The organism is Magnetospirillum aberrantis SpK, from assembly GCF_011022235.1.
GTDB classification, from domain to species: domain Bacteria; phylum Pseudomonadota; class Alphaproteobacteria; order Rhodospirillales; family Magnetospirillaceae; genus Magnetospirillum; species Magnetospirillum aberrantis.
In genome coordinates, this window is the sequence record NZ_JAAIYP010000045.1 from 124,752 (window position 1) to 150,123 (window position 25,372).

Below are 25,372 nucleotides of genomic sequence, written 5' to 3' on the forward strand. Positions count from 1 at the left end.
TCATGAGTACCGAGGAAAAACGAACCTTCGTCCGCGACTATCTGAACGGCCATGCCGACGTGTGTTTCCGGCAGGCCGTCTATGCGTTGCAGTTGCTCTACAACCCCGCGCATTTGGACCTGCTGTTCGGCATGGCCTTGCGCCGGGCATACTGAGGGAGGGCCGAAATGTCCGGTGCCATCACCGCCGTTGCCATTGCATCCGTCGCTTCCGCGGCCTATGGCATCTACTCGGGCGAACGGGCGGCCGACGCGCAAAAATCGGCCCAGGCCCAAGCGCGAGAAATCGCCGACAAGCAAGCCAACGCCGCCCAGCAGGCTTTGAACCAGGCCAACCAGAAGAAGCCCGACACGTCGGCCATCCTGTCGGCGGCTCAGCAGACCGGAAGGGGCGGTCAGTCCGGCACCATGTTGACCGGGCCGCAGGGCGTTGACCCGACTTCCTTGACCCTGGGCAAGAACACGCTGTTGGGGTCGTAGTCATGGGCCTCTCATCCGAACAGACGGCGATGATAGCGGCGGTGTCGAATACTGGCGGTGCAGTGAACAGCGCCATCGGCAGCTATTACAGCGCAAAAAGCCAGGCATCGAGCCTCAAGTTTCAGGCCGACATCGCCGATATCAACGCCCGTGTCGCCGAACTCGGGGCACAGTCCGAGCTTGCGGCCGGGGAAAGGCAAGTTGCCGCCCAGACCTTGCGTGCGGGCCAGATCAAAGGCGCACAGCGCGCCGCGATGGCGGCCAACGGTATTGACCTGGGTGAAGGGAATGCCGCCGAGGTGCTGGCGTCCACCGATATCGTGAAGGAAATCGACAAAAACACGATCACCACCAACGCGCTGCAATCCGCGTGGGGCTACCGGCTTCAGGGAACGAACGCCCAGGTCGACGCCCTGATAAAGCGGGGTACCGCCGCCGGTATCAGCCCGTTCGGTTCGCTCACAACGTCCCTGTTGGGCAGTGCCGGCAGGGTGGCGTCCAGTTGGTACGACTACACCAAGATCATTGAGAACAAGGGGGGCAAGCCCTGATGGCCCGCGTTCCGGTCTACAACACGCCCCAGGTGGCGCCCAATTCGCTACCCGCTCGCGGTTTCTCCGCTCCGGCCATGCCCCCCGTGGCCGGACAGCAGGCCCAAGAAATGGGCATGGCGATGCAGAATTTCGGCGGGCATGTCGGCTATATCGCGCAGGACATGGCGGTGCAGGCCAATCGTGCACGCATCGCGGACGGCATGAACCAGCTTGTGAAGGCCGGTACGGATCTGACCGTCGAGGCCGGACAACTCACGGGGCGCAATGCGCTGGAACGGCCGGGCGGAAAATCCCTGGCCGACGAATACGGCGCCAAATTGAAGGAAGTTTCGGACAGCATCACCACGAACCTGGGGAACGACGTTCAGCGGGACGCCTTCAAGCAGCAGGCCGCGCAGTTCCAGCTTGATTTCTACAGGTCGATGACCTCCCACATGGTCAAGCAGCAGTCGGTGTTTCAGGCAGAAACCCGAAAGGCCACGCTGGAAACCGCCGTTGACCGTGCTGCCCGCCTGGGTGCCGACGAAGGATCGTTCAACCAAGCCCTCGGCGCTATCCGCGCCACCGTTTACGAGCAGGCGGCGGCCACCGGCAGCGGCGAAGAGGCCGCGCAAAACGAATATCGGAAGCTGGCAGACCAGACCTATCAGGCCCGGTACAAAGCGTGGCAGCAGTCGGACCCCCTGGGCGCCCTGGCGAACTATCAGGCGCGCCAATCCGATATCAGCCCGCTGGTGCGCGACAGGATCGCCACCGACTTGTTTCAATCCGCTGCGCCCCTCCTTGCTGACAAGGCGAAGCCCTGGCTTTTGTCCACCGGATCGGCGCCGGTCGGCAATCCGGCCTTGGCCGGTGAGCCGCGAGGTGTCCGCAACAACAACCCCGGCAACATTCAGCGGAGTGATGAACCCTGGCAGGGCGAAGTTCCCGGCAACGACCCGCGTTATGCTTCGTTCGCCACTCCCGAGGCGGGAATTCGGGCGATGGGCAAGAACCTGCTGACCTATCAGGACAAGTACGGCCTGAATTCGGTGGAGGCCATCGTGTCCCGCTGGGCACCGGCCACCGAGAACGACACCCCCGGCTATGCCGCATCGGTGGCGAAGGCGCTGGGGGTGAAGACCGATGCGCCTATTGATCTGCACGACGCCAATACCCTGGGCAAGGTCGTCCGCTCCATGATCCAGGTTGAGAACGGCAAGCAGCCCTACAGCAATGCGCAGATCGATGCGGGCGTAGGGGCCGCCCTGGGCACGACCGCCCTTCCCAGCAGCACCGACAAGGGAGAAATCGCCGCACCCTACTGGCGTTCCCCCGACGCCGTGACCGGGGTTTCCGTTCTCGACGGCCTGCCGCCCGACCAGCGCCTTCGGGTGTTCCAACTTGCGCAAGCGCAGGTGCACCAGGACATGGCCCAGCTACGCGAGTCTCTGCATGCCAGGGTGCAGGATTCGACGGCCGAATATCTCGCGCGCGGCACGGCGAGCAATCCGCCCAGCGAAGCCGAGTTCATCCGCGCGTATGGGCAGACCGATGGCGTCAAGCGGTATCGGGAATTGCGCGACGCGGCGGACCTGGGCGTCGAATTGCAGCGCGTCAAGTTCGCGTCTGACGCCGACCTCGCGAAGATGCTCACCGAGGCCAGGCCATCGGCGGGCGAAGGTTTCGCCTCGCGTGCTCGGAACTATGAAATTCTGGAACGGGCTGTGAAATCGACGATGGAGACGCGGCAGAAAGACCCGATCCTTTATGCGCTGCAAGACCCCGCGCGCGGCTTCTCTCCCCTGACCAATTTCGGCAACGCGCAGACCATGGCGCAGGAACTCGGCAAGCGTCATGCCGCCATGTACAGCATCGCCAGCAGCTTCGGCACGCGACCGGCCATCATGGCCGACCAGGAAGCCGAATCCTTCGGTCTTTACCTCGGCAGCTTGCAGGCCCCCGACAAGGCCCGCGCCCTGGGCGACGTGTTCAAGGCGGCGGGAGCGGACGGCGTTCAGTCCCTCGCCACCCAACTGAAAGACAGCAGCCTCGCCGTGGCCGCCATGCTCACCCCGTACCAGTCGAAGAAAGGGGACAATGCCGCGCTCTTGTACCTGCAAGGCAAGGATGCCTTGGAACAGAAGCGGGCGAAAATCGACCAGACGGCGGAAACCGGTGCGAAGGCCGAAATCTACAAGGCCATCAACGATGTGTACCAGACGCCGCAGGGCAGGGACGCCGCCGCCGAAGCCGCTTATGGCATCTTCGCCAAGCTTAAGGCCGACGGAAACGACAACGTGGACCGCGCCGTCGATCTTGCCACTGGTGGGATCATGCAGTTCAATGGGGCCAAGATTGCCAAGCCGTATGGTTGGAGCGACAACCAGTTCCGCGACGCCATGCGCCACCGTGTGCCCGACGCCATCAAGGCGACGGGGGCGGACTTCAACATCGGCGGCCAGAAGGTCGGTGCAGCGGAACTCGCTGCGGCCCTTCCAGGTGCTCGGCTGCAAACCTACGGCCAAGGCACCTACCTCATCATGTCCGGCAACGATGTGGTGCGCACGGCGGAAAATCGGCCCTTCATCCTCAAGGTTGATCCGTGATGTTCGACGAAATGTTCCCCGTCGAGCGGGATACCTCGCTCTCGCAGTCTATCCTGCGGCCCTATGAACCGCCCAAGGTCGGAACGTGGCAGGGCTTCGGCGGTACGGTCGCTGACGCCGTGCCCTACGCGGGTGTCACGGCAGCGGCAGCCTGGGTGGAAATGCTCGATGCCGTCGGCAAGGCCAATGCCTATTCCTCGATGGTCGAGGCCAACGCCTATGCATCGATGTTCGGGTACCAAACGCCCGATTTCGACATGAAGGCGCTGGAAGCCGAAACCATCGGCAAGATGGGTGACAGCCAGACGGCCCGTGACCTGCGGGACTACGCCAAGAATTTCGCTCCCGATCCGGCGGCGGTGGGTACGGCCGGGCAGATCGCGCACGGCGTGGTCAGCAGCTTGGTGAAGGCAGGCGCCTATTCGTTGGCGGGGCCTTACGCCGGTCCCGTCATGTTCGGCCTCGATATCGGCGTCAACCAGGCCAAGGAATTGACCGACCAGGGCGTTGACGGCGGGACGGCTGCCGCCGCGGGGTTGATTTCCGGCGCTGCCGGTGCTGTTGGTCTGCGCGTTCCCGCCGCCATCGGCGCCACCCGTCTGCAAAGCGCCGTTGCCGGGGCGGTCATCAATCCCGCCCTGAACGTACTGGACGTTGGCAGCACCCGCCTGCTGCTGGAACACGCCAATTACGACCAGATCGCCGCCCAATACCAGCCTTTCGACCCGGTGAACCTGACCGTGGCGGCCATCACGGGCGGCGCTTTCGGCGCTGCGTTCCATGGTTCTGCCAAGGGTCCGCGCTTGACGGAAGACGAACACGCCGCCGCGCTGACCATGCATGAGGTGCGGGTTCGGGAAGGGGACAGCTTGACCGCGAAAGGCGATCCGGCAACGGCCAGCGCGGCGAGTGATGCCCAAGCCCTGGCCCGACAGCAGCTTGACGCCGGGGAGCCGGTCAGCGTGGCCCAACGGGTGGCCCCCGACCCGGCACGGCTCGACGCGGCCTACCGGCGAGTAGCGGAAAGCGATGCCAAGGAGGCGGTCGACCCGCTGCGACATGTCCGCTCCGAAGACATCGACGGGGCCTTGGGTGCGCCTGAAAGCTGGGGGAACCTCACCGAGGCCACGGTAAAAGCCCCCGGCTGGGGCGATGTGCGGTTCGTGTGGGATCACGGCGAAGGAAAGCCCAGCCAGCGCATCACCCGCGAAGATATCCGGGGTTTCCCCGAGCTTTTCCGGCGGTTTGAGCCTATCGAGGAAACCGCTCCCTCGGGTGTTCAGTCCCGTTCGTGGCGGATCGCCCGCACGGATGCCGACGGCCTGCCCCGCGTTGTCACCTATTCCGACGCTCCGGCCGATGGTCAGCCGGGCCGCCATGTAGTTTCCGTCCGCGCGGCGGACGATGCGCAGGGAATGCCGGTTTCCCGTGAACGGCCCACCCTCGGGGGCGATTCCCTGGCCGGTGCCGAACAGCTTGGTTCCCTGAAACGGGCGGCCGACGCCCTCGGCAACAAGCATCCCGCCATCAAGGCGGAAACGCCCGAACAGTTCCAGGCCCTGGAAGTGGCGATGCGCAACCCGGACGCCCTGATCCGCCTGGATGATGGAACCGAAGTCCCGATAGCCGACCTGATCCGCCATGTGAAGGACGTTGAACAGCAGGCCAAGGTCGAAACCGCCGCATTCGATGCGGCCGTCAACTGCGCTTTGAGGTTTCCGCTATGAGGCAAGAATGCATGAACGCCGTCGCCCAGGCCATCGGGCGCAGCATCACCCAGCGGGAGGCGGAGAACGTCGAGGCCCGCATTCTCGACAGCATGCGGCAGTTGGCCCGCAAAGACCCGACCACGTGGCGGCAGCTTGGCCGGGACGAACGCCTGCGGCAGGCGGGAGCCGAAGCCGGGAAAGCCCTGTTGCATGAGGCGGCCAAGCGCAAGCAGCGCGTGGCACTGACGATCCTGGCGCACGACAAGGTCATGAACCGGTACAGCACGCTGGTTTCCGAAGGTTTGAAACCGTTTCAGGCCATCGCCCGTGTGCTGGACGACGCCAACAGGTTCGCCAAGGGCGTGGGCAACGAATATTTCTCAGGCCTTATCGACACGCTCAACGCCGTGCATCCCAAATTCTTGGGCATGGTCGAGAATTCCCGCGAAGCTGCCGCCTTGGTGCGTGAAATTTTCGGCGAGCACACCGGCAGCCCTCTGGCTGCGAAGGGGGCCAAAGCCTGGCTTGATACCGTGGAGGCCATGCGCCAGCGGTTCAACGCGGCCGGCGGCGATGTGGGCAAGCTGGATTACGGCTATCTGCCCCAGCCGCACGACGATTTGCGCGTTCTCAAGGCTGGTCAGGCAAAATGGGTGAGCGATACCCTGCCGCTGCTCGATCGCTCCCGCTACATCGACGAAAACGGGGTGCTGCTGAACGACGCGCAGATGGTCGCTCTGCTCAACCAGGCGTGGGAAACCCTTTCAACGGGCGGTCTGAACAAGCTGCAACCGGGGCAGCCCGGCGGCAACGGGATGCGCGCCAACCGCGGAAACGAACAGCGCGTCATTCACTTCAAGGACGCTGCCAGCTACCTGACCTATGCCGCCAGCTACAACCGCGGGGGCATCCTGTCGGCAATGCAGGGCCACGTGTCCCGCCTCGCCAAGGATATCGCACTGGTGGAGGAATTCGGCCCCAATCCGCAAACGCAGTGGGGCTTCCTGCATGATACCGCCAGGAAAACGGGCCAATCGGATTTGGTCGGCCCCTGGCTGGTCAGCACGCAGAACATGTGGGACGTGCTCAACGGCAGCACGGGGCTAGTGGCGAACGTCCGGCTCGCGGAAATTGCCCAGGGGGTGCGGAACATCGAGGTGTTCGGGAAGCTGGGGAGCGCGTTCATTTCCAGCGTCACCGACCTGCCCACCTATTTCGCGACGACCGGCTTCAACCGGTTGGGCGTCGGAAATTCCTTGGTCAATCTGATCCGCTCCTTCGGCAAGGAATCGGCCGATTACGCCAATCGGGCCGGTTTGGTCGCCGATTCCATCGTCAGCGACATGAACCGCTGGGCCGAAGGCAATATCGGCAAGGGCTGGACGGGCAAACTTGCCAACGCGACGATGAAGGCCAGCCTGCTGGAAGCGTGGACGAACGCCATCCGGCGCGGCTTTTCCGTCACGATGATGGGGGCTATGGGCAAGCTGTCCCGCCTCGACTGGTCGGCACTTGAAGCCGGGGACCGGGCACGCCTCGAACGCCTTGGCGTCACCGAGAGGGATTTCGCGGTGTGGCGCCTCGCCACGCCCGAGAAATGGCGCGGTAGCGACATGCTGACCCTGCAAGCCCTTCGCGGTATCTCGGAAGCCGATTTACAGGCGGCCGGACTGTCGCTACGCGACCAGAGCCGGGCCGTGTCCAAGCTGCTGGGGGCGATTGTTGATGAATCCGAGTTCGCCTCCCTGGCCCAAGACCTGCAAACCCGCGCCGCTGTCATCCGTGGCACGCAGAAGGGCACCATCGAGGGTGAATTCCTGCGCTCTATCATGCTGTTCAAGGGCTTTCCGATGGCGATGATTTCCCGCCATTGGGGGCGTGTGGCCGACCAGTGGCGCGTCGGCGAGAAGGCATCCGCAGTTGCCTATGGCGTCGGTCTGACCACGGCGCTGACCATCTTCGGCGGCCTAGCCTTGGAACTCAAGGATCTGGTCAACGGGAAAGACCCCCGCGACATGACCAGTGCGAAGTTTTGGGGCGCGGCGTTCGCCCAGGGCGGCGGTGTCGGCATTTTCGGCGATTTCCTCTACACCGGGATGGGGGGCCAGAACCGGGCGGGCGTTCCGAACTGGATGAACTTGTTCGGCCCCGTGGTCGGCAGCGGATTGGAAGCGGTGGACCTGACCGTGGGCAATATCGGCCAGGGCATCCGAGGCGAAAAAACGCACGCGGGCGCCGAAGCCGTGCGCTTCGCCCGGTCCCACCTGCCGTTCGTCAATCTCTGGTACGCGAAAGCCGCCCTGGATCACGCCGGCTTGCAGGACATTCAGGAAATAATGTCGCCCGGCTACCTCTCGCGGATGCGCCAGCGGGCGCACCAGGATTGGGGGCAGGACTATTGGTGGCGGCCCGGCAGCACCTTGCCGGATCGCGCCCCGGACCTGTCTGCGGCCACGGGACGGTAGGGCTGTCAGTCGTGGCCCGATTCGCCCCCGTGGCTGTCATGGTCCCGCCGGGCCTGCTGGCGTGCCAGCGACTGGACAAGGGCCAGCATCGCGCGCTTGGCGTCGCTTGTCTCCGTCGGTTCGTCCAGTACGGGGTTTTCGTCGTTCATCCCATCCCCCTGCGCATGGTTCCCGGTCGGGGAGGCGGCGACGCCACTACGACAGACATTGGCGCCCTCTCGGGCACGGATGACACAGCTAGCCGTGCCGACGCCTCAGCGCCATTGTAGCCCGAAATCCGGGCGATGCTAGGGGGTGGTGCCGTGGGCGGGACTCGAACCCGCAATCCATAAGGAGGTGAATTTTAAGTCCACTGCGTATACCAATTTCGCCACCACGGCAGGGCGGGCGGCATGTTACCGGTGTCCACCCGCTGCGTAAAGTGCGCGTAACCGCCAGCCTGATTCTTGCCGAATCCCACTAGTTTTTCTTAGCCGCAGTTAACCCGTACTGCTTGAAGGGCGCACGATATAAGCGGTTGCGCGAAAGTGTGGGTAGTGGCAGGAAGTTGGACCTTGACTTAAAATCGCCCGGCTTCGGCCTTGCGGGTTCAAGTCCCGCCGTCCCCACCAATACACAGTCGGCCAAACTGTGTACGTTTTCCTCCCAACACGGATCAACAACGCTTGCGCAGCCCTGCCGTGCTCGCACACAGCTCGTCGCGGGGTGCCCAGCACCAAGGTACTGGGGATGGGAAAGCGCAGCCTGTAGACGCCCCGCGCGTTCCGCAGCTATAGCAGCAGCACCGGGCGCAATGCCCAATCCCGGAAACGTGCCCGCGTAACAGCGAGGGCCGCATGGACCGGACGGAACGTATCGCCGCACTCAACGACCAACTCCGCCGCGACCACAGTTGTGGCAAGGTGGTCATCACCAGGGGCATTCAGGCCCTCGGTCACCAAGTCATCTTGGATGTGCTCGCTGCCGTGGCAGCGTTTTCCGATTTCACGCCAGACAACGATCCATATGCCGAGCACGATTGCGCGGTGATGACCGTTGGTTCGCGGGTGTTCCCAGGCAGATCGCCGCCCATGCCGAGGCCCAGGGGGGCGCGGCGCGGGTCCATATGGACCCTGCGGGCTTCGGCCAGGAAGCTATCGACAGCGGTGTCCTCAACATCGTCAACGTGCCGGGTGATGGCGGTACGCAGCGAACCAGCGCCGGGGCGTTCCTCAACTTCGCCACCACCAATCTGTGGAAGAACCAGCAGGTCAACCGCTTCATCGCCATGGTCGAGGCGGGATTGGTGCGCAATGGCGACAAGGTTCTGGTCACCGATCCTCATCCCCAGCACCCGGTCTATCCCTACGCGCCATTGGTCAGGACGGAGATGACCATTCCCCGCTCCCAGGCCGCCCGATAAGTTTCTTCGAAGAGTGGGTCGGCCAATGCTTCGCCGCCTGTAATCTGAAGCCACAGGCACCCGGCGCGTTCCAATTTGTCAAGAACCTGCAGGCGTTGGGTCAGGGGCAATCCCCGTTGCTCTTTTTCGTCAAGGTAACAGTGAACGCATCGAAAGTTGCAGCGTTCGGTAATTTCCCAGGTAACGCGTCCGAAATTTGCTGCGGGGCGGTCTCGCAAAACAATGTGAACATACCAAGGGCTGTCGGGAGGGATGGCAAAACCGATTTCCGCAATTGCGTCACCGAATTCCCCTGGCGGATAAGGGGTTCTGGCCGCGACAGCGTCCTCAAGGTTTGCGACTGCCTCTGAGGGAAGGAGAGCCGCACGCAAATTGTTCCGATTGATGAGCAGCAATCCTTCTTCACGGGGAAGTGAAACAAGGGCTCGGCTTACGATGTTTGTCATGTCATTCCCCAGGCAAAGGCATTGGACGCTCGCCAACTCGTTGATCAGCGCACGGACAGAATGTCCTCATCGGGACGGGGGTGAAATGGCTGGTCGCCTTCCGGGCCGCAGTGACACCCCATCAACGATTCCATGGCTGACAGGTTGAAGGCTTTGGGCGCTCCAAACGATGAGTGCTGTAGACGTTGATTGATGGCGGCTTCGGTCGGCCCGCCCGGACGCATGAAGGCATCGACCTTCAAGCCGCTGTCGCGTTGAAACCGCCGGATGCCGTCGAACGTGGCATCGTCGGTCCAATCATCGATGCCACGATTGGCAGGGATGCTGTAGTAGCCAAGTTGGTTGAGTGCCCGCTTGGTGTTCATTAGATCGCCTTTGTCGACGCGATAGTTCGTTCCGAAGGGATCTTTCAGTTTGAACCATGACATAGATGTACTCCATTTGTTCCAATTGATTTGACTTGCTGGCCACATTCAGTGGGGCAGGCGAGATTCAGTATGCCTGAAAGATCATCAACGTGCAAGAATATATACCCATAATAAGCTATCATAAGAGGTGCGCGGGTATTTATTCCTGCTGCACCCCATCTGCGATGGCTGGAACGTTGCCCTAAATCAGTACGGCGGTAATCTGGTTCGGATCGATCTCCAGGGGAATGCCGCAATCCTGCCACGCCCGCCGAATGACGGTGTCCGCTTCAGGCACTCGACTCGAAACCCGTAGCATTCCGCGAGAGCGGCAAAGGTCGAATAGCAATGACAACGCCCGCGTTTCGTACCCCCGCTCTTGATAGGGAGTCGCCAGGAAAAAGCCCGAACGCGCTTGTCGGTTCGCCAAATCTATATGGCTCAAGGTGATCGCACCTGCCACGACCCCATCGGGCAGAACGATCGCGTAGAATTCGGCGCTATGGTCTCGGCACCAGCCCATCGTAAATGACAATACGCCTTGTGAAGTTTCAGGTGGTAAATGAGAGGGGCGCCTCATGCCTTCCGGCAACCCCTCGTCAGTGTTGAGGATATGTGCCACCTGCGCAGCCAATAGGTCCGTCGCCTCAACTCCAACATCCTGGTTCGGTGCCAACCGAACCAATTTGACCTCAGCAATCTCCTCGTTCATTGCGTCTCTCCACCGTCTGGTCTTGGTAAATTTCATCCAACTAAAAGTGGGGCTTTGGGGTAAGGTTACGCTGTTGGATGTGAGCTGGGCAACAGAGCGGATCATGGCTTAGAATCAGCCGGTGCCCCCGGCAAGCTTACGTCAGGTAAGCTTGCTGTTCGGAGGCGTGGAAATTCATATTCATGCCGCGACTGTGTATGCACAGAAACGTGCACAGTTCTGTCAACTGGCAGAAAACGACAATAAAAACAACCCGCTGCCTAAATGCAGTTTCCTTAAAATCGCCCGGCTTCGGCCTTGCGGGTTCAAGTCCCGCCGTCCCCACCATCATTTTGCGGCGGGAACGCCGCCGGGATCGGATCGACCAGCGGCCATTCGCCACTGTCGGCCAGTTCCTTGCGCAATAGCGCGGCGCGGATGCGGGCGTCGAGGTCGATGGCGGCGTTGCCGACGAAAGCGGCATGACCTCGGGTGCGCTCCATGGGTTCCAACAGCAGCGGGTCGGCTTCGGCGCGCGGCGGGTCAAGCCGCGAGCGGGATTCTTGTCGAGGTAGCCTTCGTTCGCCGCCCATGCGCCTGAACGAAATCTGCCAGTTGAACGTCGAAGACGTGCGGGTGGTCGATGATGTCCACTGCTTCATCGTCACGACGGAGGTAGAAAACGGTATCGCGGATAAGAAGCTCAAGACAGCCAACGGAGAGCGGCTGATCCCAGTTCACCCCGAACTCACAATGGCAAAATCGGGCTACTACAGCGATACGTTCTCCAAATTCTTCGCCAATTTCCTCGACAAAGCGAAGGCGAAGGCACCCCGAACCTCGTTTCATTCGTTCCGACACAACTTCCGTGACGCACTTCGCGAGGCGCGAGTGGATCGTGAGATCGCCTTGGCGCTCGGGGGAGGCGGGCGACGGCATGGATGAGGAGGCAACCGCCGACAATTATGGTCGTGGGTTCAGAGCAAGCACGTTATTCGCGGCAATTTCCCAGATCAGCTATGATCTTGATCTCAAACATCTGCACCTGGACGGAGCATGAAGGCGGGAATTGCGCCGGAAATCGTGATGGTCGCCCGGCTAAAGCTTCCCGGCATGCCTATCAAATGGACACCCTTATGACGACCGATCTGGACAAGTTGAAAAGCCGTCTTCAAGCCCTTCGGGCGAAAACCGTGATGAACGGCTGCACCGAGGAAGAGGCTCTGGCTGCCGCGTCCAAGGTGGCGGAACTGCTGGATCGCCATGACCTGTCCCTCAGCGATTTGGAAATCCGCGAAGAGCAGTGCGAGCAATCATCCATCGCCACAAACAAAAAACAACGACAGCCCATCTCTGCCTGCGTCCCCGCCATCGCTGAGTTTTGCGATTGCAAGGTTTGGCGTGAAAAGGACGAAGCCGGGCGCATCCGATACGTCTTCTTCGGGCTGCGCCCCAGCATCGAAATGGCGCATTACGTCTATGACGTGATCGCTGTCGCCATGCAGGGCGCCTGGGAGCAATACGCACGAAGCCAGCGATTCATCCGCTATGGGCATGACGAAAGAGGTTCGTTCCTGTTCGGCATGGCGGTGTCCATCGCGGACAAATTGTTGGCGATGAAACACGAACGCGACGAAGCCATCCGCATCAGCAGCGGGCGTGATCTGGTGGTGCTTCGCCATGCGGTGGTCGAGTCCGAATTCGCCAAGCTGGACCTGAATCTCCGTCGTGGGCGAGCGTCGGGGAAGAAGGTGGCGGCAGGAGCGTTCGAAGCTGGTCATGCCGCAGGTCAGGCGGTGACCATCAATTCCGCCGTCAGCCGGAAATAACAGCTTTCGTCGCAGCCGGGGTTGTTCTCGCCGCGCCTTATGAATACGTTGTATTCGGTTGTGTACGGAGAGCGTGAGCCATGCAGAAGGATGTGACCATCACCGCCCGGATTGAATCCGATCTGTCCGACCGGCTGACCCGGCTGGCGACCATCCAGGGGCGCAGCAAATCCTGGGTGGTGGGCAAGGCACTGCAAGCCTATATCGACACCGAACTCGCCTTTGTCGAAGCGGTCGAGGACGGACTTGCCGATCTGCACGAAGGACGTACCGTTGCGCACGAAGAGGTGGTTTCGCGTTTCCGTCAGCGTTTCGGGGCGGCTGAGTGAACGTCCGCTGGACCCGGCGCGCCGAAGCCGACCTGACCGACCAATGTGACCACATCGCCAAGGAAGACCCCGCCCTTGCCGCCCGCATCGGTGCGGACATATTCGCCACCGTCGAAGGATTGTCGGACTTCCCTTTTCGCGGTCGTGCCGGGCGGGTGGATGGCACCCGTGAACTGGTGCTGGCGGGGCTACCTTGGATCGCGGTCTATGCCGTCACCGATTCCACGGTGATCATCCTGCGCCTGCTCCATGGCGCTCAAACCTATCCTGGCGAAGAAGCGTAACGGCAACTGGTCGGGATTTCCGAACAGTTGGATTACAGAACCGCTTTCGCCTTCACCCCGGCGCGATAAACGGCTTCCGCAAGCTGATCACGGTCATCATGCCGAACGATGTCGGCGCGGGTGCCGCCAATGGAATTCTCGACGGCATTCCAGACCGCATCGGTCATGTTGACCGAAACCCCGGTGGTCATGGCGAAATCGGCGGGTTTGATCACCCGTGCCGCCAGTGTGATGCCTTTGGGGGCAGACACTTCCATTCCCCTGTCCATCAGCCACACTTCGTGGTCATCACTGAGATCACGCAGGCGGAGACCGGCAGTGGGGTGCAGGTCGATCACCTCGAACAGCGAAAATGTCGCCGCCGCCATCGCCTTCAGCAGGGTCGCCCGCTGTCCCTTGGGCGCGGGTTTGACGGCAAGTTGCTGCTCGGGGAGCTTGCCGCCATAGATGGCGAGGTCGAAGGCGGGCGCCAACTTGTCCAACGGCAGCCCCAGCGCCGCTGCGGGCGTCCTGGCGATACCAAGTTTCACTGCCTGCTTGATGGCGGTGCCATCGATCATGATTTGACTGGCGAGGTCGCTTTGGATGTCGGTGTTCAAGCGCCGCCATCGCTGATACTCCGCGAGAACGGCATCACGTTCGCCCGCCACCTTGCGGCTGGATGGGGCGGACGGCACGAAGGGGATCAGTCCCAGGCGGAACGCTTGTTGCTGCATGTCGGGCGGCAACTGGCGGGCATCCACCACCATGCCGCCGACATCAAGGAACCACGCTCGGGGATCGTTGGCCAGTACGTCGGGATGAAGCCACGTCGTATCGAACGGACGAATCTTCAGCGCGGCGATGACCTCGCCACCCTTGGCGGTGCCGGTGCTGCGACCAATGCCAAGCAGATCGCACATTTCTCCCAGCGACGAGAAAGGTTGTCCTTCGCCCCCGCCGAGATGGTTGACCTTGGCGAGCGCGTAGAGAATGCCGCCCGCCCACGATTTGACGTTGCCCTTGGCCAGCGGGCTGGACGCTTTCCGCGCCAGGGTCGCCGTCGCCTTGCGGGCAAGCGCGGCATACTGTCCGTCCAGATGGGCGAGGCAGAATTCGTCGGTGATGGTGGTCACTGCTAGGAAGATCGGCTCCATCGCCTTGGGAACACGGTGCCGGGTCATCATCCTCGCCCTATCGTTGATGGCAGTCAGGATGCTCGCTACTGTTGCCGACGACAAGGAGCGATCATGTCCAAAGGGATCGTCAAACTCACCGAACAACAGGCATCCGCCCTGGTCCACGACGATCTTGACGGCGCCGGTCCCTGTCTGATGAACGAGGGTTTGACCCTGACCGACCTTGCCGCCACCAACGTGGTGCCCAATGCTCGCATCCTGATGGCGGAACTGGACGGCAAGGGCGCCAAGCTGACCGCCAAGGGTAACCTCAACCGCAAGCTGGTCGAGTCCCTGGTGGATCGGTTTCAGTGGCAGGGCTATCCCGCCGAACGCATCCGCGACATGAACAAGGTGATCAACGAGGACGACTATACGCCCGCTCTTTACCTGCATGCCGTGCTGAAACTGGGCGGTCTGGCGCGCACCGAGAAAGGCTCCCTCAAACTGACCAAGAAGGGCAAGGCGTTGTTGCCCGAAGAGGCTGCGGGGAAACTTCAGGCGGTGCTGCTGCGCACCACCTTCACTCGCTACAACCCGGCATTCCTTGACCGCTACGAGATGAAGGAAATCTTCTCCTGGCAGATTTCCCTGATCCTCTACCTGATCGATCAGTTCAACGACGACTGGCGCCCCGCCGATGCGCTAATGCGCTCGGTCACCATTCCGTGCAAGGAAGCCGAAGGGGCACGAACCCCGGATACCCCTTGGCGAACATTTGAGGCGCGGGTGCTGCGCTATCTGCGCTGGTTCGGGCTGATCGAAGAAAAACAGGCTGCCGCCAACGATGATTGGTTCCAGCCCAAGCTTTATAGAAAGACTGCCTTATACAGCCGGATGCTTACCTTCCAGGTCTGACATCCACGATGATGGGCTGGGTGGGTTCAGACCGTTCACCCACATTCCCGGAAACATCGACCTGCACGGGCAGCCCACACCGCACCTGATCGAACATGCTTTCGATCTGATAGGCGACCTTGCGCGCCTGCCCGATGGCATCACGGTAGCTGGAGGTTCCGAGCGACTTGGACACCTCGGATTTGCCGATCTTCGACCGCACATCCTGGGGAACGCGGACCCGGAGCCACCTTCTTCATACCCCACGCGTGTATCACCGTGTGGAGCAGTCGCAAAGCGGCTAAGTGCAGGATTTCGCTGGGTTTGGCTGAAAAGCAAGAAGCCCGGCCATTTCTGGCCGGGCTTCCCTATAGCGTTGGTGGAGCTGAGGGGAATCGAACCCCTGACCTCCGCAGTGCGATTGCGGCGCTCTCCCATCTGAGCTACAGCCCCACGCGAGGCGCCGAAAATAGGCAAAGCGATTTGGGCTGTCAAGAGCGCCTTTGCAGGTGCCTCGACGGCGTGCCGTCGGCAGTCTGGAACGGAAACAGCCCCACCTTGAACGACTGAGTCATATGCCGGGCCCGTTGCAGAGCGATCTCGGCTTCCATGGGGGTCAGGACCTCGGAAACTGCCTGTTCGAAGGCCACCAGCCAACGCTCGAACGCCTCGAAGGGAAAGTCGATGCGCATGTGCACCGGAAACGGGCTGCCCTGATAGCGGCCGGTGCCGTAAAGCGCGTGCGACCAGAAATCGGCGACGATGCGGAAATGACCGGGCCGGTCGGGAATGGCCGCGAACACCGGGGCCAGCACCGGGTCCTGGTCTCCCAATTCATAAAAGCGTTCGACCATGTGGTATATTCTGGCTTCGCGCTCGGAATCGGTCATGGCCGTATGGTCCTTGGCGGTATCTGGGGGCGGCATCTGGGGCTACTGGGCCACAGTGCCATTCCTCTCTCCTCCCGCGCAAGCGCCTCCCCTTGCACGCGGACCACTTCGTGGGTAGGGTTGGCCCGCGCGCAACCAAACCGAGGTTCCAGGCCGATGGACGTCATTCTTGTACCGTTGTTCACGGTCATTCTGATCGCGCTCAAGATATATTGGTACGTGGTTCTGGCCACGGTGATCTTCAGTTGGCTTCTGGCCTTCGGCGTGATCAACACCTACAATCAGGCGGTCCGCACCATCGGCGACGTGTTGGCCCGGCTGACCGAACCGGCGTTGCGGCCGATCCGCCGCATCATGCCCGATTTCGGACCGGTCGACCTGTCGCCCATCGCGCTGTGGCTGCTGATCCTGTTCGTGCAGATGGTGATGGAAAACCTGCTGCGCGCGGTGATGACCCTGTGACCGCCTTCGCCGCCGCCGCGACCGGCGGCGTGCGCGTTCAGATCCGCCTGACGCCCAAGGCGTCGCGCGACCGTGTCGACGGCCCGGTATCCGAGGCCGATGGCGGTACTGTGCTCAAGGTTTCGGTAACGGCGGTGCCCGAGGACGGCAAGGCCAACGCCGCGTTGATCAAGTTGTTGAGCAAGGAATGGCGGGTGCCCAAATCCGGCATGGACATCGTCCAGGGCGCCACCGACCGACGCAAGGTAATCCTCATCACCGGCGAGCCGGGAGACATCCTGGCCCGCCTCGAACAATGGATGGCGACCCGGAAATGACCGACTCCCAGAGCCCGCGGGCAAAACTGATCGACGGCAACGCTTTTTCGGCCGCCCTGCGCGACGAGATCGCCACCCGCGTCCACGAATTGCGCGACCTGCACCATGTGGTGCCGGGTCTGGCGGTGGTGCTGGTGGGCGAGGACCCGGCCAGCCAGGTCTATGTGCGCAACAAGCACAAGCGCACGCTTGAGACGGGCATGAACTCGTTCGAGCACAAGCTGCCGGCCGACACCCCGGAAAGCCATCTGCTGACCTTGATCGAGGGGCTGAACGACGACCCCGAGGTGCACGGCATCCTGGTACAATTGCCGTTGCCCCGGCACATCAACGCGCAAAAGGTGATCGAGGCCATTCGTCCCGACAAGGACGTGGACGGCTTCCACCCGTGGAACGTCGGCATGCTGGCCTCGGGCGGCATCGGCCTGATCCCGTGCACGCCGCTGGGCTCGATGATGCTGTTGCGCGACACCCTGGGCAGCCTGTCGGGGCTCAAGGCGGTGGTGATCGGGCGCTCCAACATCGTCGGCAAGCCCATGGCGCACCTGCTGATCCGCGAAAGCTGCACGGTGACCGTGGCCCATTCCCGGACCAAGGACTTGGCGGCCGAAGTGCGCGCCGCCGACATCGTGGTCGCCGCCGTCGGCCAGCCGGAAATGGTCAAGGGCGACTGGATCAAGCCGGGCGCCACGGTGATCGACGTCGGCATCAACCGCATCACCCTGCCCGACGGCAAGACCAAGCTGGTGGGCGACGTCAAGTTCGACGAGGCGGTCCAGGTGGCCGGCGCCATCACCCCGGTTCCCGGCGGTGTCGGCCCCATGACCATCGCCTGCCTGTTGCGCAACACGCTGACCGCCTGCGCCCGCCTGCACAACCTGGACATTCCCGAAGCCCATCCCTGGGCGTGACGCGATGACCGGCGGCTTGGGTCATCTGGTGCTGGCGGTGGCGGTTTTCCTGGGCAGCCACAGCCTGACCAACCGCCCCGGCTTCCGTCGCCGGGCCGAGGCGGTGCTGGGCGGGTCGCGCGGGTTCACCATCGCCTATTCCATCCTCTCGCTGCTGCTGCTGGCGTGGATGATCGCGGCCTATGTGGCCGCCCCCATGGTGCTGCTTTGGGGCCAGGAACCGTGGATGCGCTGGGTGCCGCCGCTGGTCATGCCGGCGGTGTGCGTGTTGGCGGTGGCGGGGCTCAGCACCCCCAACCCCTTTTCCATCGGTCCCGGCGCGCATGGTTACGATCCGGCGCGGCCCGGTATCCTGCGCCTGACCCGCCACCCCATCCTGTGGGCGGCGGGACTGTGGGCGACGGCCCACATGGTGCCGAACGGCGACGTCGGCGCGTTGATCCTGTTCGCGCCGCTGCTGTTGCTGGCGGTGCTGGGGCCGATGATGCTGGACCGCAAGCGCCGCTGCGTCCTGGGATTCGAGGAATGGAGCCGGCTGGCGGACTTTGCCCGCGACCCGGTGGCGGGAGTGCGCGAAATGGGCTGGAAGCGCCTGCTGAACGGTGTACTGCTTTACGCCGCCCTGCTGTACCTGCACGAACCGGTCATCGGGGCGAGTCCCTGGCCGTGAGCGAAGCCGAGGTGGATTTACATGGGGGTCTGTAAAATGCGGAATTTCATGCAATTAACGAAATCAAATAATTTATTTTCTTTATTCGCTGTTTGTTCTCATTGCGTAGACGCGCCTTGGACACCTAGAACGGTGGTGTCTGAAATGAAAAGGCGGGGCTTCGCTGGTACCGAAACCCCGCCCTCAGGCAGACCGTGAGCCTGCTGCTACGTGGTGTAGCTGCCCTAAGAATGGCTTTTGGCTCGCGGTTGTCAATGGCAACTGATTGGAGGCCAGTTATGGTTCTTTTCTTGAGGCTTTGCCTGCTTATTGTTGAGGCCAGAGAGCTCTTCAAGGAGTTGGTGGAGCGGTGGCGGTTCCCGCCGTTGGGATAAGATTTAAGGGCGGCAGATGCCGCCCTTTTTTACGGACTACTTGTCCGTGGGGAGCAATAAGGATGGCTGGACTGAGCTTGTCCTCAGGACGATGAAGGTTCACCTGCGCGGCCTGTTAGCTATACCCCTGACGACAAAGGTCGGCGTGGCCTTGACGGGCGCTTTGCGCTAAGGTCGCGGCGCCATGACACGCATCATCTACCATATGTGCCGCCGCGACGAATGGGCGGTCGCCCTGACCGTCGGCTCCTATGCGGGCTCGTCCCAGGACGCCGCCGACGGCTTCATCCATTTCTCGACCGCCGCCCAGGTGGTGGAAAGCGCCGCCCGGCATCGCGCCGGACAGGACGGGCTGCTGTTGCTGGCGGTCGAGGCCGCCGCCCTGGGCGAATCCCTGAAATGGGAGCCGTCGCGCGGTGGTCAATTGTTTCCCCATCTTTACGGCCCGCTGCCGCTGCGCGCGGTCGCCGCTGTTCACGACCTGCCGCTGGGCGGCGATGGTCGCCACGTCTTCCCTCCGCTCGAGGACTGATTCCGTGTTCGATTACTTCAAGCTCGCCGGGCCGCTGGTCCGTCTGTTCGATCCCGAATGTGCCCATGGGCTGACCATCAAGGCGCTGAAAAGCGGTCTGGTGCCGTCACAGCCGCGCGTCACCGCGCCGTCGCTGGAAGTGGCGCTGTGGGGCCTGCGCTTCCCCAACCCGGTCGGTCTTGCCGCCGGTTTCGACAAGAACGCCGAGGTGCCGGACGCCATGCTGCGCCAGGGCTTCGGCTTCGTCGAAATCGGTTCGGTGACGCCCAGGCCGCAGCCGGGCAATCCCCGCCCGCGCATGTTCCGTCTGACCGAGGACCACGCGGTCATCAACCGCATGGGCTTCAACAACGAAGGCGTCGAGGCGGTGGCCGCCCGGTTGCAGGCCCGTGCGCGCATCGGCATCGTCGGCGCCAATCTGGGCAAGAACAAGGATACCGAGGACGCGGCGTCCGATTACGAAAAGGGCGCGGCACGTCTGGGGCCATTGGCCGATTACATGGTCATCAACGTGTCGTCGCCCAACACGCCGGGCTTGCGTGCGCTTCAGGGCCGCGACCAGTTGGAAGGATTGGTGGGCCGCACCCGTGCCGCCCTGGACACGGCGACCGAGGGCGCCAAACGGCCGCCGTTGCTGTTGAAGATCGCCCCCGACCTCAATGACGAGGATCTGGCCGATATCGCCGCCGTCGCCCTGGGCGGGGCGCTGGACGGGTTGATCGTTTCCAACACCACCATCGCTCGGCCGGACAGCCTGTGCTCGGTCCATGCCAAGGAAACCGGCGGTCTGTCCGGGGCGCCGTTGCGAGATGCCGCCACCGCCGTGCTTGCCCGCATGTACACCCTGACCGAAGGCCGCTTGCCGCTGGTCGGCGTCGGCGGCATCGCCAGCGGTGCCGACGCCTATGCCAAGATCAAGGCCGGCGCCTCGCTGGTGCAGCTTTATTCCGCCCTGGTCTATCAGGGCACGGCCCTGGTCACCCGCATCAACCGCGAACTGATCGAATTGCTCAAGCGCGACGGCTTCGCCAGCATCGCCGACGCCGTTGGCGCCGGTCACAGGGGGAAATGATGCCGATCCGCCAGATCGCCGGTCTGTCCGAGGTGGCGTCGGGTTTCGACGGCTTCATCCTGGATCTGTGGGGCGTCATCCATGACGGGGTCGAGGCCTATCCCGGCGCCCGCGACACCCTGGCCGCGCTGCGCGCCGCCGGCAAGACGACATTGCTGCTGTCCAACGCCCCGCGCCGTGGCGACGCGCTGGTCGAACAACTGGCCCGCATGGGCATCGGCCGCGACATGTACGACCATGTGCTGTCATCGGGCGAGGCGGTGCACATGGAATTGGCGCGGCGCACCGACCCGTTCTACGCGACCTTGGGCCGCAACATCTACCACATGGGGCCGGAACGCGACGAAAACGTCTTCGCCGGCCTTGATCTGGTGCCGGTGGACATCGAGCACGCCGATTTCATCCTCAACACCGGCCCTTGGGACCTGGAGGAAACGGTCGAGGATTACGTGCCCAAGATGAAGGACGGTTTGGCCCGCAACCTGCCGATGATCTGCGCCAACCCCGACCATGTGGTGATCCGCCAAGGCAAGCCGGTGGTCTGTGCCGGCGCCCTGGCCGCGCGTTACGCGGAAATGGGCGGCGTGGTGTCCATGCGCGGCAAGCCCGACCCGGCCATCTACGACAACGCGCTGGAACTGCTTGGTGTCGAGCGGGCCAAGGTGCTGGCGGTGGGCGACGCGCTGCACACCGACGTCAAGGGCGCCAACGCCGCCGGCCTGTGCGCGGTGTTCGTGACCCAGGGCATCCACGCCGCCGAACTGGGCATCCGTCCGGGCGAGGTCGCCGATCCAGAAACCTTGCGCCAAGTGGTGAGCCGCCATGGCGAACGCCCCTTGGCCGCCATCCCCACCTTCCGGTGGTGACACAAAACAAGAGAGCGAACCGATGAATTACGAAACCGACGTCGTTGTGGTGGGAGCCGGCCCGGTGGGCCTGTTCGCCGTGTTCGAATGCGGCATGGTCAAACTGAAATGCCATGTGGTCGATGCGCTCGACGCCGTCGGCGGCCAATGTGCCGCGCTTTACCCGGAAAAGCCCATCTACGACATTCCCGGCCATCCGTCGATCCTGGCCGCCGACCTGATCGAGCGGCTCAAGGAACAGGCGGCGCCCTTTGCCCCCACTTACCATCTGGGCCGCCAGATGGTCGGGCTGGAACGCTTGGGCGAAGCATGGCGCTGCTCCCTGTCCGACGGTACGGTGATCACCGCACGGGCGGTGATCGTCGCCGCCGGCGGCGGCGCCTTCGGCCCCAACCGTCCGCCGCTGGACGGTATCGAAGCGTACGAGGGCAAGGGCGCGGGCAACGGCGTCGCCTATTTCGTCACCCGGCGCGAGGATTACCGCGGCAAGCGCGTAGTCATCGCCGGCGGTGGCGATTCGGCGGTGGATTGGGCCATCTCGCTGTCCGAGGTGGCGGCCAAGGTCATGGTGGTGCACCGCCGCCCCAAGTTCCGCGCCGCCCCCGAATCCGAGGCGCGCCTGAAGGCCTTGGCCGAGGCCGGCACCGTCGACCTGGTGGTGCCCTATCAACTGCATGGCCTGGAAGGCGAAAACGGCAAGCTGTCGGCGGTGGTGGTCTCGACGCTTGATGGCGACACCCGCCGCCTGGAAGCCGATGCGCTGTTGCCGTTCTTCGGTCTGGCCACCGACCTGGGACCGATCGCCGGCTGGGGCCTGGGCATGGACCGCAGCCAGATCGCGGTGGATGCCGCCACCATGGCGACCAACGCGCCGGGCATCCTGGCGGCCGGCGACGTCTGCACCTATCCCGGCAAGCTCAAGCTGATCCTGGCCGGCTTCGCCGAGGCCGCACGCGCCGCCCACACCGCCCACGAGGTGACCCATCCCGGCGAGGCGCTGCATTTCGAACATTCCACCACGTCGGGTGTCCCTGGGGCCAAGTAAGCAAACGCCGTCGCGTCCAATGCCGGCTTGTCCGGCATTGGACGCGACGCGATATTCTACTTCCGCGCAAAAGAGCTCCTCTCTTTCTGCATTAGTGAAGGTTCGTTCCCAGGGGTCACTATGGTCCTGTCAACAAAGGACGTTTGACGGCGGGACGGTTTCCCAAGGCGCGGGACCATGGCAACAAGCTTCATCGACAGACGTTCGCTCCTGCGGATCATCGGCTGTTCCGCCTGCGCCCTTGGCCTGACGCCCTTCGACGCATCGGGCACGGTAAAAAAACTTGCTTACGTTGTGTCCGACCTGCGCATTCCGTTCTGGAACATCATGTGGCGCGGCGTCCACGAGCGCGCGGCGGCCCTGGGCTATCAGGCCAAGGCCTACAGCGCCGGCAACGACGCCAAGACCGAGATCTCCAACCTTGTCGCCGCCATAAAGTCCAAGGTCGACGGCATCGTGCTGTCGCCGACCAATTCGTCGTCGGCCGTCACCTTGCTGAGATTGGCCAAGGAAGCCGCTATTCCGGTGGTGGTGGCCGATATCGGCGCCGACAGCGGCGATTATGTGTCCTACATCTCGTCGGACAACCGCGACGGCGCCTATCGTATCGGCCGCATCCTCGCCGCCAAGTTGAAGGAACGGGGATGGACCGACGGCCGCGTCGCCATCGTCGCCATTCCACAAAAACGTGCCAACGGCCAATCCCGCACGGCCGGTTTCATGCAGGCCATGCAGGAAGCCGGCATCCGAGGCGCCGGCATTCGCCAGCAAGTGGATTTCTCGTACCAGGAAACGTTCGACCATACCCGCGACCTGTTGGCCGCCGCCCCCGACATCCGCGCCGTCTGGCTTCAGGGATCGGACCGCTATCAAGCCGCGCTCGACGCCATCGCCGACGCCGGACGCACGGGGCAGGTGCTGTTGCTGACCTTCGACGCCGAACCCGAGTTCCTGGATCTCATCCCGCGCGGCATCCTGGCCGGGGCCGGAATGCAACAGCCGTTCCTGATGGGAGAAAAAGCGGTCGAGACCATGGATCGCCACCTGAGCGGACAGGCGGTCGAACGGGAACAGAAATTACCGGTGCTGGCCGTGTCGGACGAAAACATCGCGGTGGAAATGGAAACCATCCGACGGAACGTGCTGGGTCTGAGATGACACGCCCCAGCTATTCCATCTTCACCGTCATCGGGTTGGCGATCGTGCTGACCGTCGCCGCCGTGATGGCGGTCAGCGGCATCGCCACGTTCCTGTATGCCAAGAGCGTCATCTCCGCCGAATTGCGCACGCATACCGAGGACAAGGCCGACACCATCGCCCGTGGCGCCGCCCCCTATGTCCAGGCTTATGCGGTCAACGACTATCTCGGCATCCTGAACCGCGAGATGGAGGAAGCGGATTTCCTGGCGATCACGCTTCGGGACTTCCGCATGGCCGAACTCACCGGGCAGGCGGATTTCGTCTCGGGCAAGGTGCGGGTGACGCCCGACACCGTGGTCGATTACGACCCGGACGACGCGACGCATCGTGCCATGACCGCCAATTGCTTCCATTCCAGCCGGGTGCCGGTTCTCGCCGACACCGGCCAAACCGTCGGCGAGGTCGCCATTTGCGCCTCGGACCTGTCGGTCCAACGCGAACTTCAGCGGACCATCCGCGACACAACGGTCAATCTGGCCCTGGTTTCGATCATCCTGATCGCCGTGTTGTCGCTGATCGTCTATCGCATCGTGATCATTCCGGTTACCGGCATCGCCGACGCGGTGTCGCGCACGGATGCCCGCGGCGTTCCGATCGCCCCCGCCACGGTGAACGGCCCGCGGGAGATTTCCGCGCTGGCCGGCGGCATCAACCGGATGATGGCGATGATCCGCGCCTCGATCGACAACATCGAACAAAACCACGCCGAACTGGAACGCCATCAGGCGGCGTTGGCGGCGGCCGAGCGTGCCCAGCGCGAGATCATCTGGGGCACCCATGCCGGCACCTGGGAATGGAACGTGGAAAGCGGCGACCTCAAGCTGAACGACCGATGGGCCGAGATCGTCGGCTACACGCTGGACGAACTCAACCCGGTCAGCATCGAGACGTGGCAGCGCCTTGCCCATCCCGACGACCTGGCCCGCTCGGACGCCGCGCTTGAACGCTATTTCTCGGGCGAGACCGAGTTCTACGAATGTGAATGCCGCATGCGCCACAAGACGGACGAATGGGTGTGGGTGCTGGACCGCGGCAAAGTGGCGGAATGGACAGCCGACGGACGGCCGCTGCGCATGTCGGGCACTCATCTCGACATCACCGAACGCAAGCGGGTCGAGGCGGAACAAGAAAGGATCAAGGACAACCTGCGGCGGTCGAACGAAGACCTTGAACAGTTTTCCTATGCCATCTCGCACGACCTTCAGACGCCGCTGCGCAACGTCTCGAGCTTCCTGCAACTTCTGCAACGGCGGTGTGGCGACCAGTTGCCCGCCGACGCCAACGAATACATCGACTTCGCGGTAAGCGGCGCCAAGCGCATGTCCGAGATGATCCTGAGCCTTCTCGAATATTCCAGGGTCGGCTCGCATGGACGGACGTTCGAACCTCTGGACCTGGGCGACGCCCTGAACACCGCCTTGCAGGACCTGTCGACCACCCTGGCCGACAGGAACGCCGAAATCATCGCCGGCCCCTTGCCCCGTGTCATGGCCGATTCCTCGCAAATGGCGCGCCTGTTCGAAAACCTGCTCGGCAACGCCGTCAAATACCAGCGTCCCGAAACCCGGCCAAGAATCACCGTTTCCGCCCGCCAAACGGACGAAATGTGGGCAATCGCCGTGACCGACAACGGCATCGGCATCCCCCCGGATCAGATAGAGCAATTGTTCAAGGTGTTCCGCCGCCTGCACACCTACGAACAATTCGAAGGCAACGGCGTCGGTCTGGCGGTGTGCAAACGGATCGTCATGCGCCATGGCGGACGGATCTGGGTGGAATCCGCTGGCATCGACCAGGGCAGCCGTTTCGTCTTCACCTTGCCGGTCATGGCGGAACCGTCGCCCAACCGGTGACGT

At 63.1% G+C, this 25,372-nt stretch carries 29 protein-coding genes, 2 tRNA genes and 2 pseudogenes; 23 read left to right on the top strand and 10 right to left on the bottom strand.

The window, feature by feature from the left end:
• The first annotated feature begins 2 nt into the window (after positions 1–2).
• From G4223_RS18580 to G4223_RS18605, 6 genes are read left to right on the top strand one after another with little or no spacing between them, the layout of a single operon-like run.
• The gene (locus G4223_RS18580) at positions 3–155 is read left to right on the top strand and encodes a hypothetical protein (protein ID WP_163682814.1); all 153 of its coding nucleotides are present in this window, start codon (positions 3–5) and stop codon (positions 153–155) included.
• 12 nt (positions 156–167) lie between these two features.
• Entirely contained in the window at positions 168–479 is a 312-nt protein-coding gene (locus G4223_RS18585) for a hypothetical protein (RefSeq protein WP_163682816.1), read from the top strand.
• Positions 480–481: 2 nt separating this feature from the next.
• Positions 482–1,030 (top strand): hypothetical protein, encoded by a 549-nt coding sequence (locus G4223_RS18590; protein ID WP_205762574.1) that lies wholly within the window; start codon positions 482–484, stop codon positions 1,028–1,030.
• Positions 1,030–3,621: a hypothetical protein gene (locus tag G4223_RS18595; RefSeq protein ID WP_163682818.1), complete on the top strand. Its 2,592-nt coding sequence runs from the start codon at positions 1,030–1,032 to the stop codon at positions 3,619–3,621. Before G4223_RS18590 ends, G4223_RS18595 begins: the two co-directional genes overlap by 1 nt.
• Positions 3,621–5,348, top strand: a complete 1,728-nt coding sequence (locus G4223_RS18600) for a hypothetical protein (protein WP_163682820.1) — start codon at positions 3,621–3,623, stop codon at positions 5,346–5,348. Before G4223_RS18595 ends, G4223_RS18600 begins: the two co-directional genes overlap by 1 nt.
• 11 nt (positions 5,349–5,359) lie before the next feature.
• The gene (locus G4223_RS18605) at positions 5,360–7,795 is read left to right on the top strand and encodes a hypothetical protein (RefSeq protein ID WP_163682821.1); all 2,436 of its coding nucleotides are present in this window, start codon (positions 5,360–5,362) and stop codon (positions 7,793–7,795) included.
• Positions 7,796–7,800: 5 nt separating this feature from the next.
• Here the strand turns inward: G4223_RS18605 and G4223_RS18610 are convergent, their stop codons facing one another.
• Together G4223_RS18610 and G4223_RS18615 are read right to left on the bottom strand one after the other, a co-directional pair.
• Entirely contained in the window at positions 7,801–7,944 is a 144-nt protein-coding gene (locus tag G4223_RS18610; RefSeq protein ID WP_163682823.1) for a hypothetical protein, read from the bottom strand.
• 146 nt (positions 7,945–8,090) lie between these two features.
• A tRNA-Leu gene (locus G4223_RS18615) sits at positions 8,091–8,175 on the bottom strand.
• A gap of 456 nt (positions 8,176–8,631) precedes the next feature.
• Here G4223_RS18615 and G4223_RS20135 point away from each other — a divergent pair.
• Both G4223_RS20135 and G4223_RS20140 read left to right on the top strand, forming a co-directional pair.
• Positions 8,632–8,772 (top strand): annotated as a pseudogene (locus G4223_RS20135) (hypothetical protein); the annotation flags it as partial.
• A 41-nt stretch (positions 8,773–8,813) separates the two neighbouring features.
• Positions 8,814–9,197, top strand: a complete 384-nt coding sequence (locus G4223_RS20140) for a hypothetical protein (RefSeq protein WP_241004226.1) — start codon at positions 8,814–8,816, stop codon at positions 9,195–9,197.
• On the opposite strand, the gene G4223_RS18625 is transcribed toward G4223_RS20140, so the two are convergent.
• The 4 genes from G4223_RS18625 to G4223_RS18640 form a co-directional block, all read right to left on the bottom strand.
• Positions 9,140–9,643, bottom strand: a complete 504-nt coding sequence (locus G4223_RS18625) for a radical SAM protein (protein ID WP_163682827.1) — start codon at positions 9,641–9,643, stop codon at positions 9,140–9,142. The two genes, G4223_RS20140 and G4223_RS18625, sit on opposite strands and share 58 nt — an antisense overlap.
• A 44-nt stretch (positions 9,644–9,687) precedes the next feature.
• Complete coding sequence (locus G4223_RS18630) at positions 9,688–10,071, bottom strand: peptidoglycan-binding domain-containing protein (protein ID WP_163682828.1); 384 nt, start codon at positions 10,069–10,071, stop codon at positions 9,688–9,690.
• Between the two features lie 181 nt (positions 10,072–10,252).
• Entirely contained in the window at positions 10,253–10,762 is a 510-nt protein-coding gene (locus tag G4223_RS18635; protein ID WP_163682829.1) for a GNAT family N-acetyltransferase, read from the bottom strand.
• A gap of 305 nt (positions 10,763–11,067) precedes the next feature.
• Positions 11,068–11,244: a hypothetical protein gene (locus tag G4223_RS18640; protein ID WP_163682830.1), complete on the bottom strand. Its 177-nt coding sequence runs from the start codon at positions 11,242–11,244 to the stop codon at positions 11,068–11,070.
• On the opposite strand from G4223_RS18640, the gene G4223_RS18645 reads away from it, so the two are divergent.
• The 4 genes from G4223_RS18645 (at position 11,243) to G4223_RS18660 (ending at position 13,183) form a co-directional block, all read left to right on the top strand.
• Positions 11,243–11,686, top strand: a complete 444-nt coding sequence (locus G4223_RS18645) for a site-specific integrase (RefSeq protein WP_163682832.1) — start codon at positions 11,243–11,245, stop codon at positions 11,684–11,686. The genes G4223_RS18640 and G4223_RS18645 overlap by 2 nt on opposite strands.
• A gap of 191 nt (positions 11,687–11,877) precedes the next feature.
• Positions 11,878–12,570, top strand: coding sequence for a DUF7168 domain-containing protein (locus tag G4223_RS18650; RefSeq protein WP_163682906.1), 693 nt, complete (start codon positions 11,878–11,880; stop codon positions 12,568–12,570).
• 80 nt (positions 12,571–12,650) lie between these two features.
• Positions 12,651–12,899 carry a CopG family ribbon-helix-helix protein gene (locus G4223_RS18655; protein ID WP_163682834.1) on the top strand — a complete coding sequence of 83 codons (249 nt, stop codon included), beginning with the start codon at positions 12,651–12,653 and terminating at the stop codon, positions 12,897–12,899.
• Positions 12,896–13,183 carry a type II toxin-antitoxin system RelE/ParE family toxin gene (locus G4223_RS18660; protein WP_163682836.1) on the top strand — a complete coding sequence of 96 codons (288 nt, stop codon included), beginning with the start codon at positions 12,896–12,898 and terminating at the stop codon, positions 13,181–13,183. Before G4223_RS18655 ends, G4223_RS18660 begins: the two co-directional genes overlap by 4 nt.
• Before the next feature lie 32 nt (positions 13,184–13,215).
• On the opposite strand, the gene G4223_RS18665 is transcribed toward G4223_RS18660, so the two are convergent.
• Complete coding sequence (locus tag G4223_RS18665; protein WP_163682838.1) at positions 13,216–14,445, bottom strand: DUF6398 domain-containing protein; 1,230 nt, start codon at positions 14,443–14,445, stop codon at positions 13,216–13,218.
• On the opposite strand from G4223_RS18665, the gene G4223_RS18670 reads away from it, so the two are divergent.
• Entirely contained in the window at positions 14,413–15,198 is a 786-nt protein-coding gene (locus G4223_RS18670) for a hypothetical protein (protein WP_163682840.1), read from the top strand. The two genes, G4223_RS18665 and G4223_RS18670, sit on opposite strands and share 33 nt — an antisense overlap.
• Here the strand turns inward: G4223_RS18670 and G4223_RS18675 are convergent.
• The 3 genes and pseudogenes from G4223_RS18675 to G4223_RS18685 form a co-directional block, all read right to left on the bottom strand.
• Positions 15,182–15,412: pseudogene (locus G4223_RS18675) on the bottom strand (DUF6538 domain-containing protein); the annotation flags it as partial. The gene G4223_RS18670 and the pseudogene G4223_RS18675 sit on opposite strands and share 17 nt — an antisense overlap.
• A gap of 142 nt (positions 15,413–15,554) precedes the next feature.
• Positions 15,555–15,630 (bottom strand) — tRNA-Ala (locus G4223_RS18680).
• Positions 15,631–15,668: 38 nt separating this feature from the next.
• The gene (locus tag G4223_RS18685; RefSeq protein ID WP_163682844.1) at positions 15,669–16,067 is read right to left on the bottom strand and encodes a group III truncated hemoglobin; all 399 of its coding nucleotides are present in this window, start codon (positions 16,065–16,067) and stop codon (positions 15,669–15,671) included.
• Between the two features lie 156 nt (positions 16,068–16,223).
• Here G4223_RS18685 and G4223_RS18690 point away from each other — a divergent pair, with 156 nt between their 5' ends.
• The 10 genes from G4223_RS18690 (at position 16,224) to G4223_RS18735 (ending at position 25,369) form a co-directional block, all read left to right on the top strand.
• A complete protein-coding gene (locus G4223_RS18690) occupies positions 16,224–16,529 on the top strand; it encodes a YggT family protein (RefSeq protein ID WP_163682846.1) in 306 nt (101 codons plus the stop codon).
• Positions 16,526–16,846, top strand: coding sequence for a DUF167 family protein (locus G4223_RS18695; RefSeq protein ID WP_163682848.1), 321 nt, complete (start codon positions 16,526–16,528; stop codon positions 16,844–16,846). The genes G4223_RS18690 and G4223_RS18695 overlap by 4 nt, the downstream gene beginning before the upstream one ends.
• Positions 16,843–17,757: a bifunctional methylenetetrahydrofolate dehydrogenase/methenyltetrahydrofolate cyclohydrolase FolD gene (folD, locus tag G4223_RS18700; protein ID WP_163682850.1), complete on the top strand. Its 915-nt coding sequence runs from the start codon at positions 16,843–16,845 to the stop codon at positions 17,755–17,757. Before G4223_RS18695 ends, folD begins: the two co-directional genes overlap by 4 nt.
• Positions 17,758–17,761: 4 nt before the next feature.
• On the top strand, positions 17,762–18,427 hold the full coding sequence (locus tag G4223_RS18705) for an NnrU family protein (protein WP_163682852.1): 666 nt from the start codon (positions 17,762–17,764) through the stop codon (positions 18,425–18,427).
• Between the two features lie 558 nt (positions 18,428–18,985).
• Positions 18,986–19,333 carry a DUF952 domain-containing protein gene (locus G4223_RS18710; protein ID WP_163682854.1) on the top strand — a complete coding sequence of 116 codons (348 nt, stop codon included), beginning with the start codon at positions 18,986–18,988 and terminating at the stop codon, positions 19,331–19,333.
• A 4-nt stretch (positions 19,334–19,337) separates the two neighbouring features.
• Positions 19,338–20,405 (top strand): quinone-dependent dihydroorotate dehydrogenase, encoded by a 1,068-nt coding sequence (locus G4223_RS18715; RefSeq protein WP_163682856.1) that lies wholly within the window; start codon positions 19,338–19,340, stop codon positions 20,403–20,405.
• Positions 20,402–21,271 (top strand): TIGR01459 family HAD-type hydrolase, encoded by an 870-nt coding sequence (locus tag G4223_RS18720; RefSeq protein WP_163682858.1) that lies wholly within the window; start codon positions 20,402–20,404, stop codon positions 21,269–21,271. Before G4223_RS18715 ends, G4223_RS18720 begins: the two co-directional genes overlap by 4 nt.
• A 22-nt stretch (positions 21,272–21,293) precedes the next feature.
• Positions 21,294–22,316, top strand: coding sequence for an NAD(P)/FAD-dependent oxidoreductase (locus G4223_RS18725; protein WP_163682860.1), 1,023 nt, complete (start codon positions 21,294–21,296; stop codon positions 22,314–22,316).
• Between the two features lie 177 nt (positions 22,317–22,493).
• A complete protein-coding gene (locus G4223_RS18730; protein ID WP_163682862.1) occupies positions 22,494–23,474 on the top strand; it encodes a substrate-binding domain-containing protein in 981 nt (326 codons plus the stop codon).
• A complete protein-coding gene (locus tag G4223_RS18735; RefSeq protein ID WP_163682864.1) occupies positions 23,471–25,369 on the top strand; it encodes a PAS domain-containing sensor histidine kinase in 1,899 nt (632 codons plus the stop codon). Before G4223_RS18730 ends, G4223_RS18735 begins: the two co-directional genes overlap by 4 nt.
• The last annotated feature ends 3 nt before the right edge of the window (positions 25,370–25,372 follow it).

What these genes read in the sequence shown, in the direction of transcription:
- G4223_RS18580 (WP_163682814.1), top strand. Translation starts at nt 3, where the DNA reads ATGAGTACCGAGGAAAAACGAACCTTCGTCCGCGACTATCTGAACGGC.
- G4223_RS18585 (WP_163682816.1), top strand. Translation starts at nt 168, where the DNA reads ATGTCCGGTGCCATCACCGCCGTTGCCATTGCATCCGTCGCTTCCGCG.
- G4223_RS18590 (WP_205762574.1), top strand. Translation starts at nt 482, where the DNA reads ATGGGCCTCTCATCCGAACAGACGGCGATGATAGCGGCGGTGTCGAAT.
- G4223_RS18595 (WP_163682818.1), top strand. Translation starts at nt 1,030, where the DNA reads ATGGCCCGCGTTCCGGTCTACAACACGCCCCAGGTGGCGCCCAATTCG.
- G4223_RS18600 (WP_163682820.1), top strand. Translation starts at nt 3,621, where the DNA reads ATGTTCGACGAAATGTTCCCCGTCGAGCGGGATACCTCGCTCTCGCAG.
- G4223_RS18605 (WP_163682821.1), top strand. Translation starts at nt 5,360, where the DNA reads ATGAACGCCGTCGCCCAGGCCATCGGGCGCAGCATCACCCAGCGGGAG.
- G4223_RS18610 (WP_163682823.1), bottom strand. Translation starts at nt 7,944, where the DNA reads ATGAACGACGAAAACCCCGTACTGGACGAACCGACGGAGACAAGCGAC.
- G4223_RS18625 (WP_163682827.1), bottom strand. Translation starts at nt 9,643, where the DNA reads ATGACAAACATCGTAAGCCGAGCCCTTGTTTCACTTCCCCGTGAAGAA.
- G4223_RS18630 (WP_163682828.1), bottom strand. Translation starts at nt 10,071, where the DNA reads ATGTCATGGTTCAAACTGAAAGATCCCTTCGGAACGAACTATCGCGTC.
- G4223_RS18635 (WP_163682829.1), bottom strand. Translation starts at nt 10,762, where the DNA reads ATGAACGAGGAGATTGCTGAGGTCAAATTGGTTCGGTTGGCACCGAAC.
- G4223_RS18645 (WP_163682832.1), top strand. Translation starts at nt 11,243, where the DNA reads ATGGGTTCCAACAGCAGCGGGTCGGCTTCGGCGCGCGGCGGGTCAAGC.
- G4223_RS18640 (WP_163682830.1), bottom strand. Translation starts at nt 11,244, where the DNA reads ATGGAGCGCACCCGAGGTCATGCCGCTTTCGTCGGCAACGCCGCCATC.
- G4223_RS18650 (WP_163682906.1), top strand. Translation starts at nt 11,878, where the DNA reads ATGACGACCGATCTGGACAAGTTGAAAAGCCGTCTTCAAGCCCTTCGG.
- G4223_RS18655 (WP_163682834.1), top strand. Translation starts at nt 12,651, where the DNA reads ATGCAGAAGGATGTGACCATCACCGCCCGGATTGAATCCGATCTGTCC.
- G4223_RS18670 (WP_163682840.1), top strand. Translation starts at nt 14,413, where the DNA reads ATGTCCAAAGGGATCGTCAAACTCACCGAACAACAGGCATCCGCCCTG.
- G4223_RS18685 (WP_163682844.1), bottom strand. Translation starts at nt 16,067, where the DNA reads ATGACCGATTCCGAGCGCGAAGCCAGAATATACCACATGGTCGAACGC.
- G4223_RS18690 (WP_163682846.1), top strand. Translation starts at nt 16,224, where the DNA reads ATGGACGTCATTCTTGTACCGTTGTTCACGGTCATTCTGATCGCGCTC.
- folD (WP_163682850.1), top strand. Translation starts at nt 16,843, where the DNA reads ATGACCGACTCCCAGAGCCCGCGGGCAAAACTGATCGACGGCAACGCT.
- G4223_RS18705 (WP_163682852.1), top strand. Translation starts at nt 17,762, where the DNA reads ATGACCGGCGGCTTGGGTCATCTGGTGCTGGCGGTGGCGGTTTTCCTG.
- G4223_RS18710 (WP_163682854.1), top strand. Translation starts at nt 18,986, where the DNA reads ATGACACGCATCATCTACCATATGTGCCGCCGCGACGAATGGGCGGTC.
- G4223_RS18720 (WP_163682858.1), top strand. Translation starts at nt 20,402, where the DNA reads ATGATGCCGATCCGCCAGATCGCCGGTCTGTCCGAGGTGGCGTCGGGT.
- G4223_RS18725 (WP_163682860.1), top strand. Translation starts at nt 21,294, where the DNA reads ATGAATTACGAAACCGACGTCGTTGTGGTGGGAGCCGGCCCGGTGGGC.
- G4223_RS18730 (WP_163682862.1), top strand. Translation starts at nt 22,494, where the DNA reads ATGGCAACAAGCTTCATCGACAGACGTTCGCTCCTGCGGATCATCGGC.
- G4223_RS18735 (WP_163682864.1), top strand. Translation starts at nt 23,471, where the DNA reads ATGACACGCCCCAGCTATTCCATCTTCACCGTCATCGGGTTGGCGATC.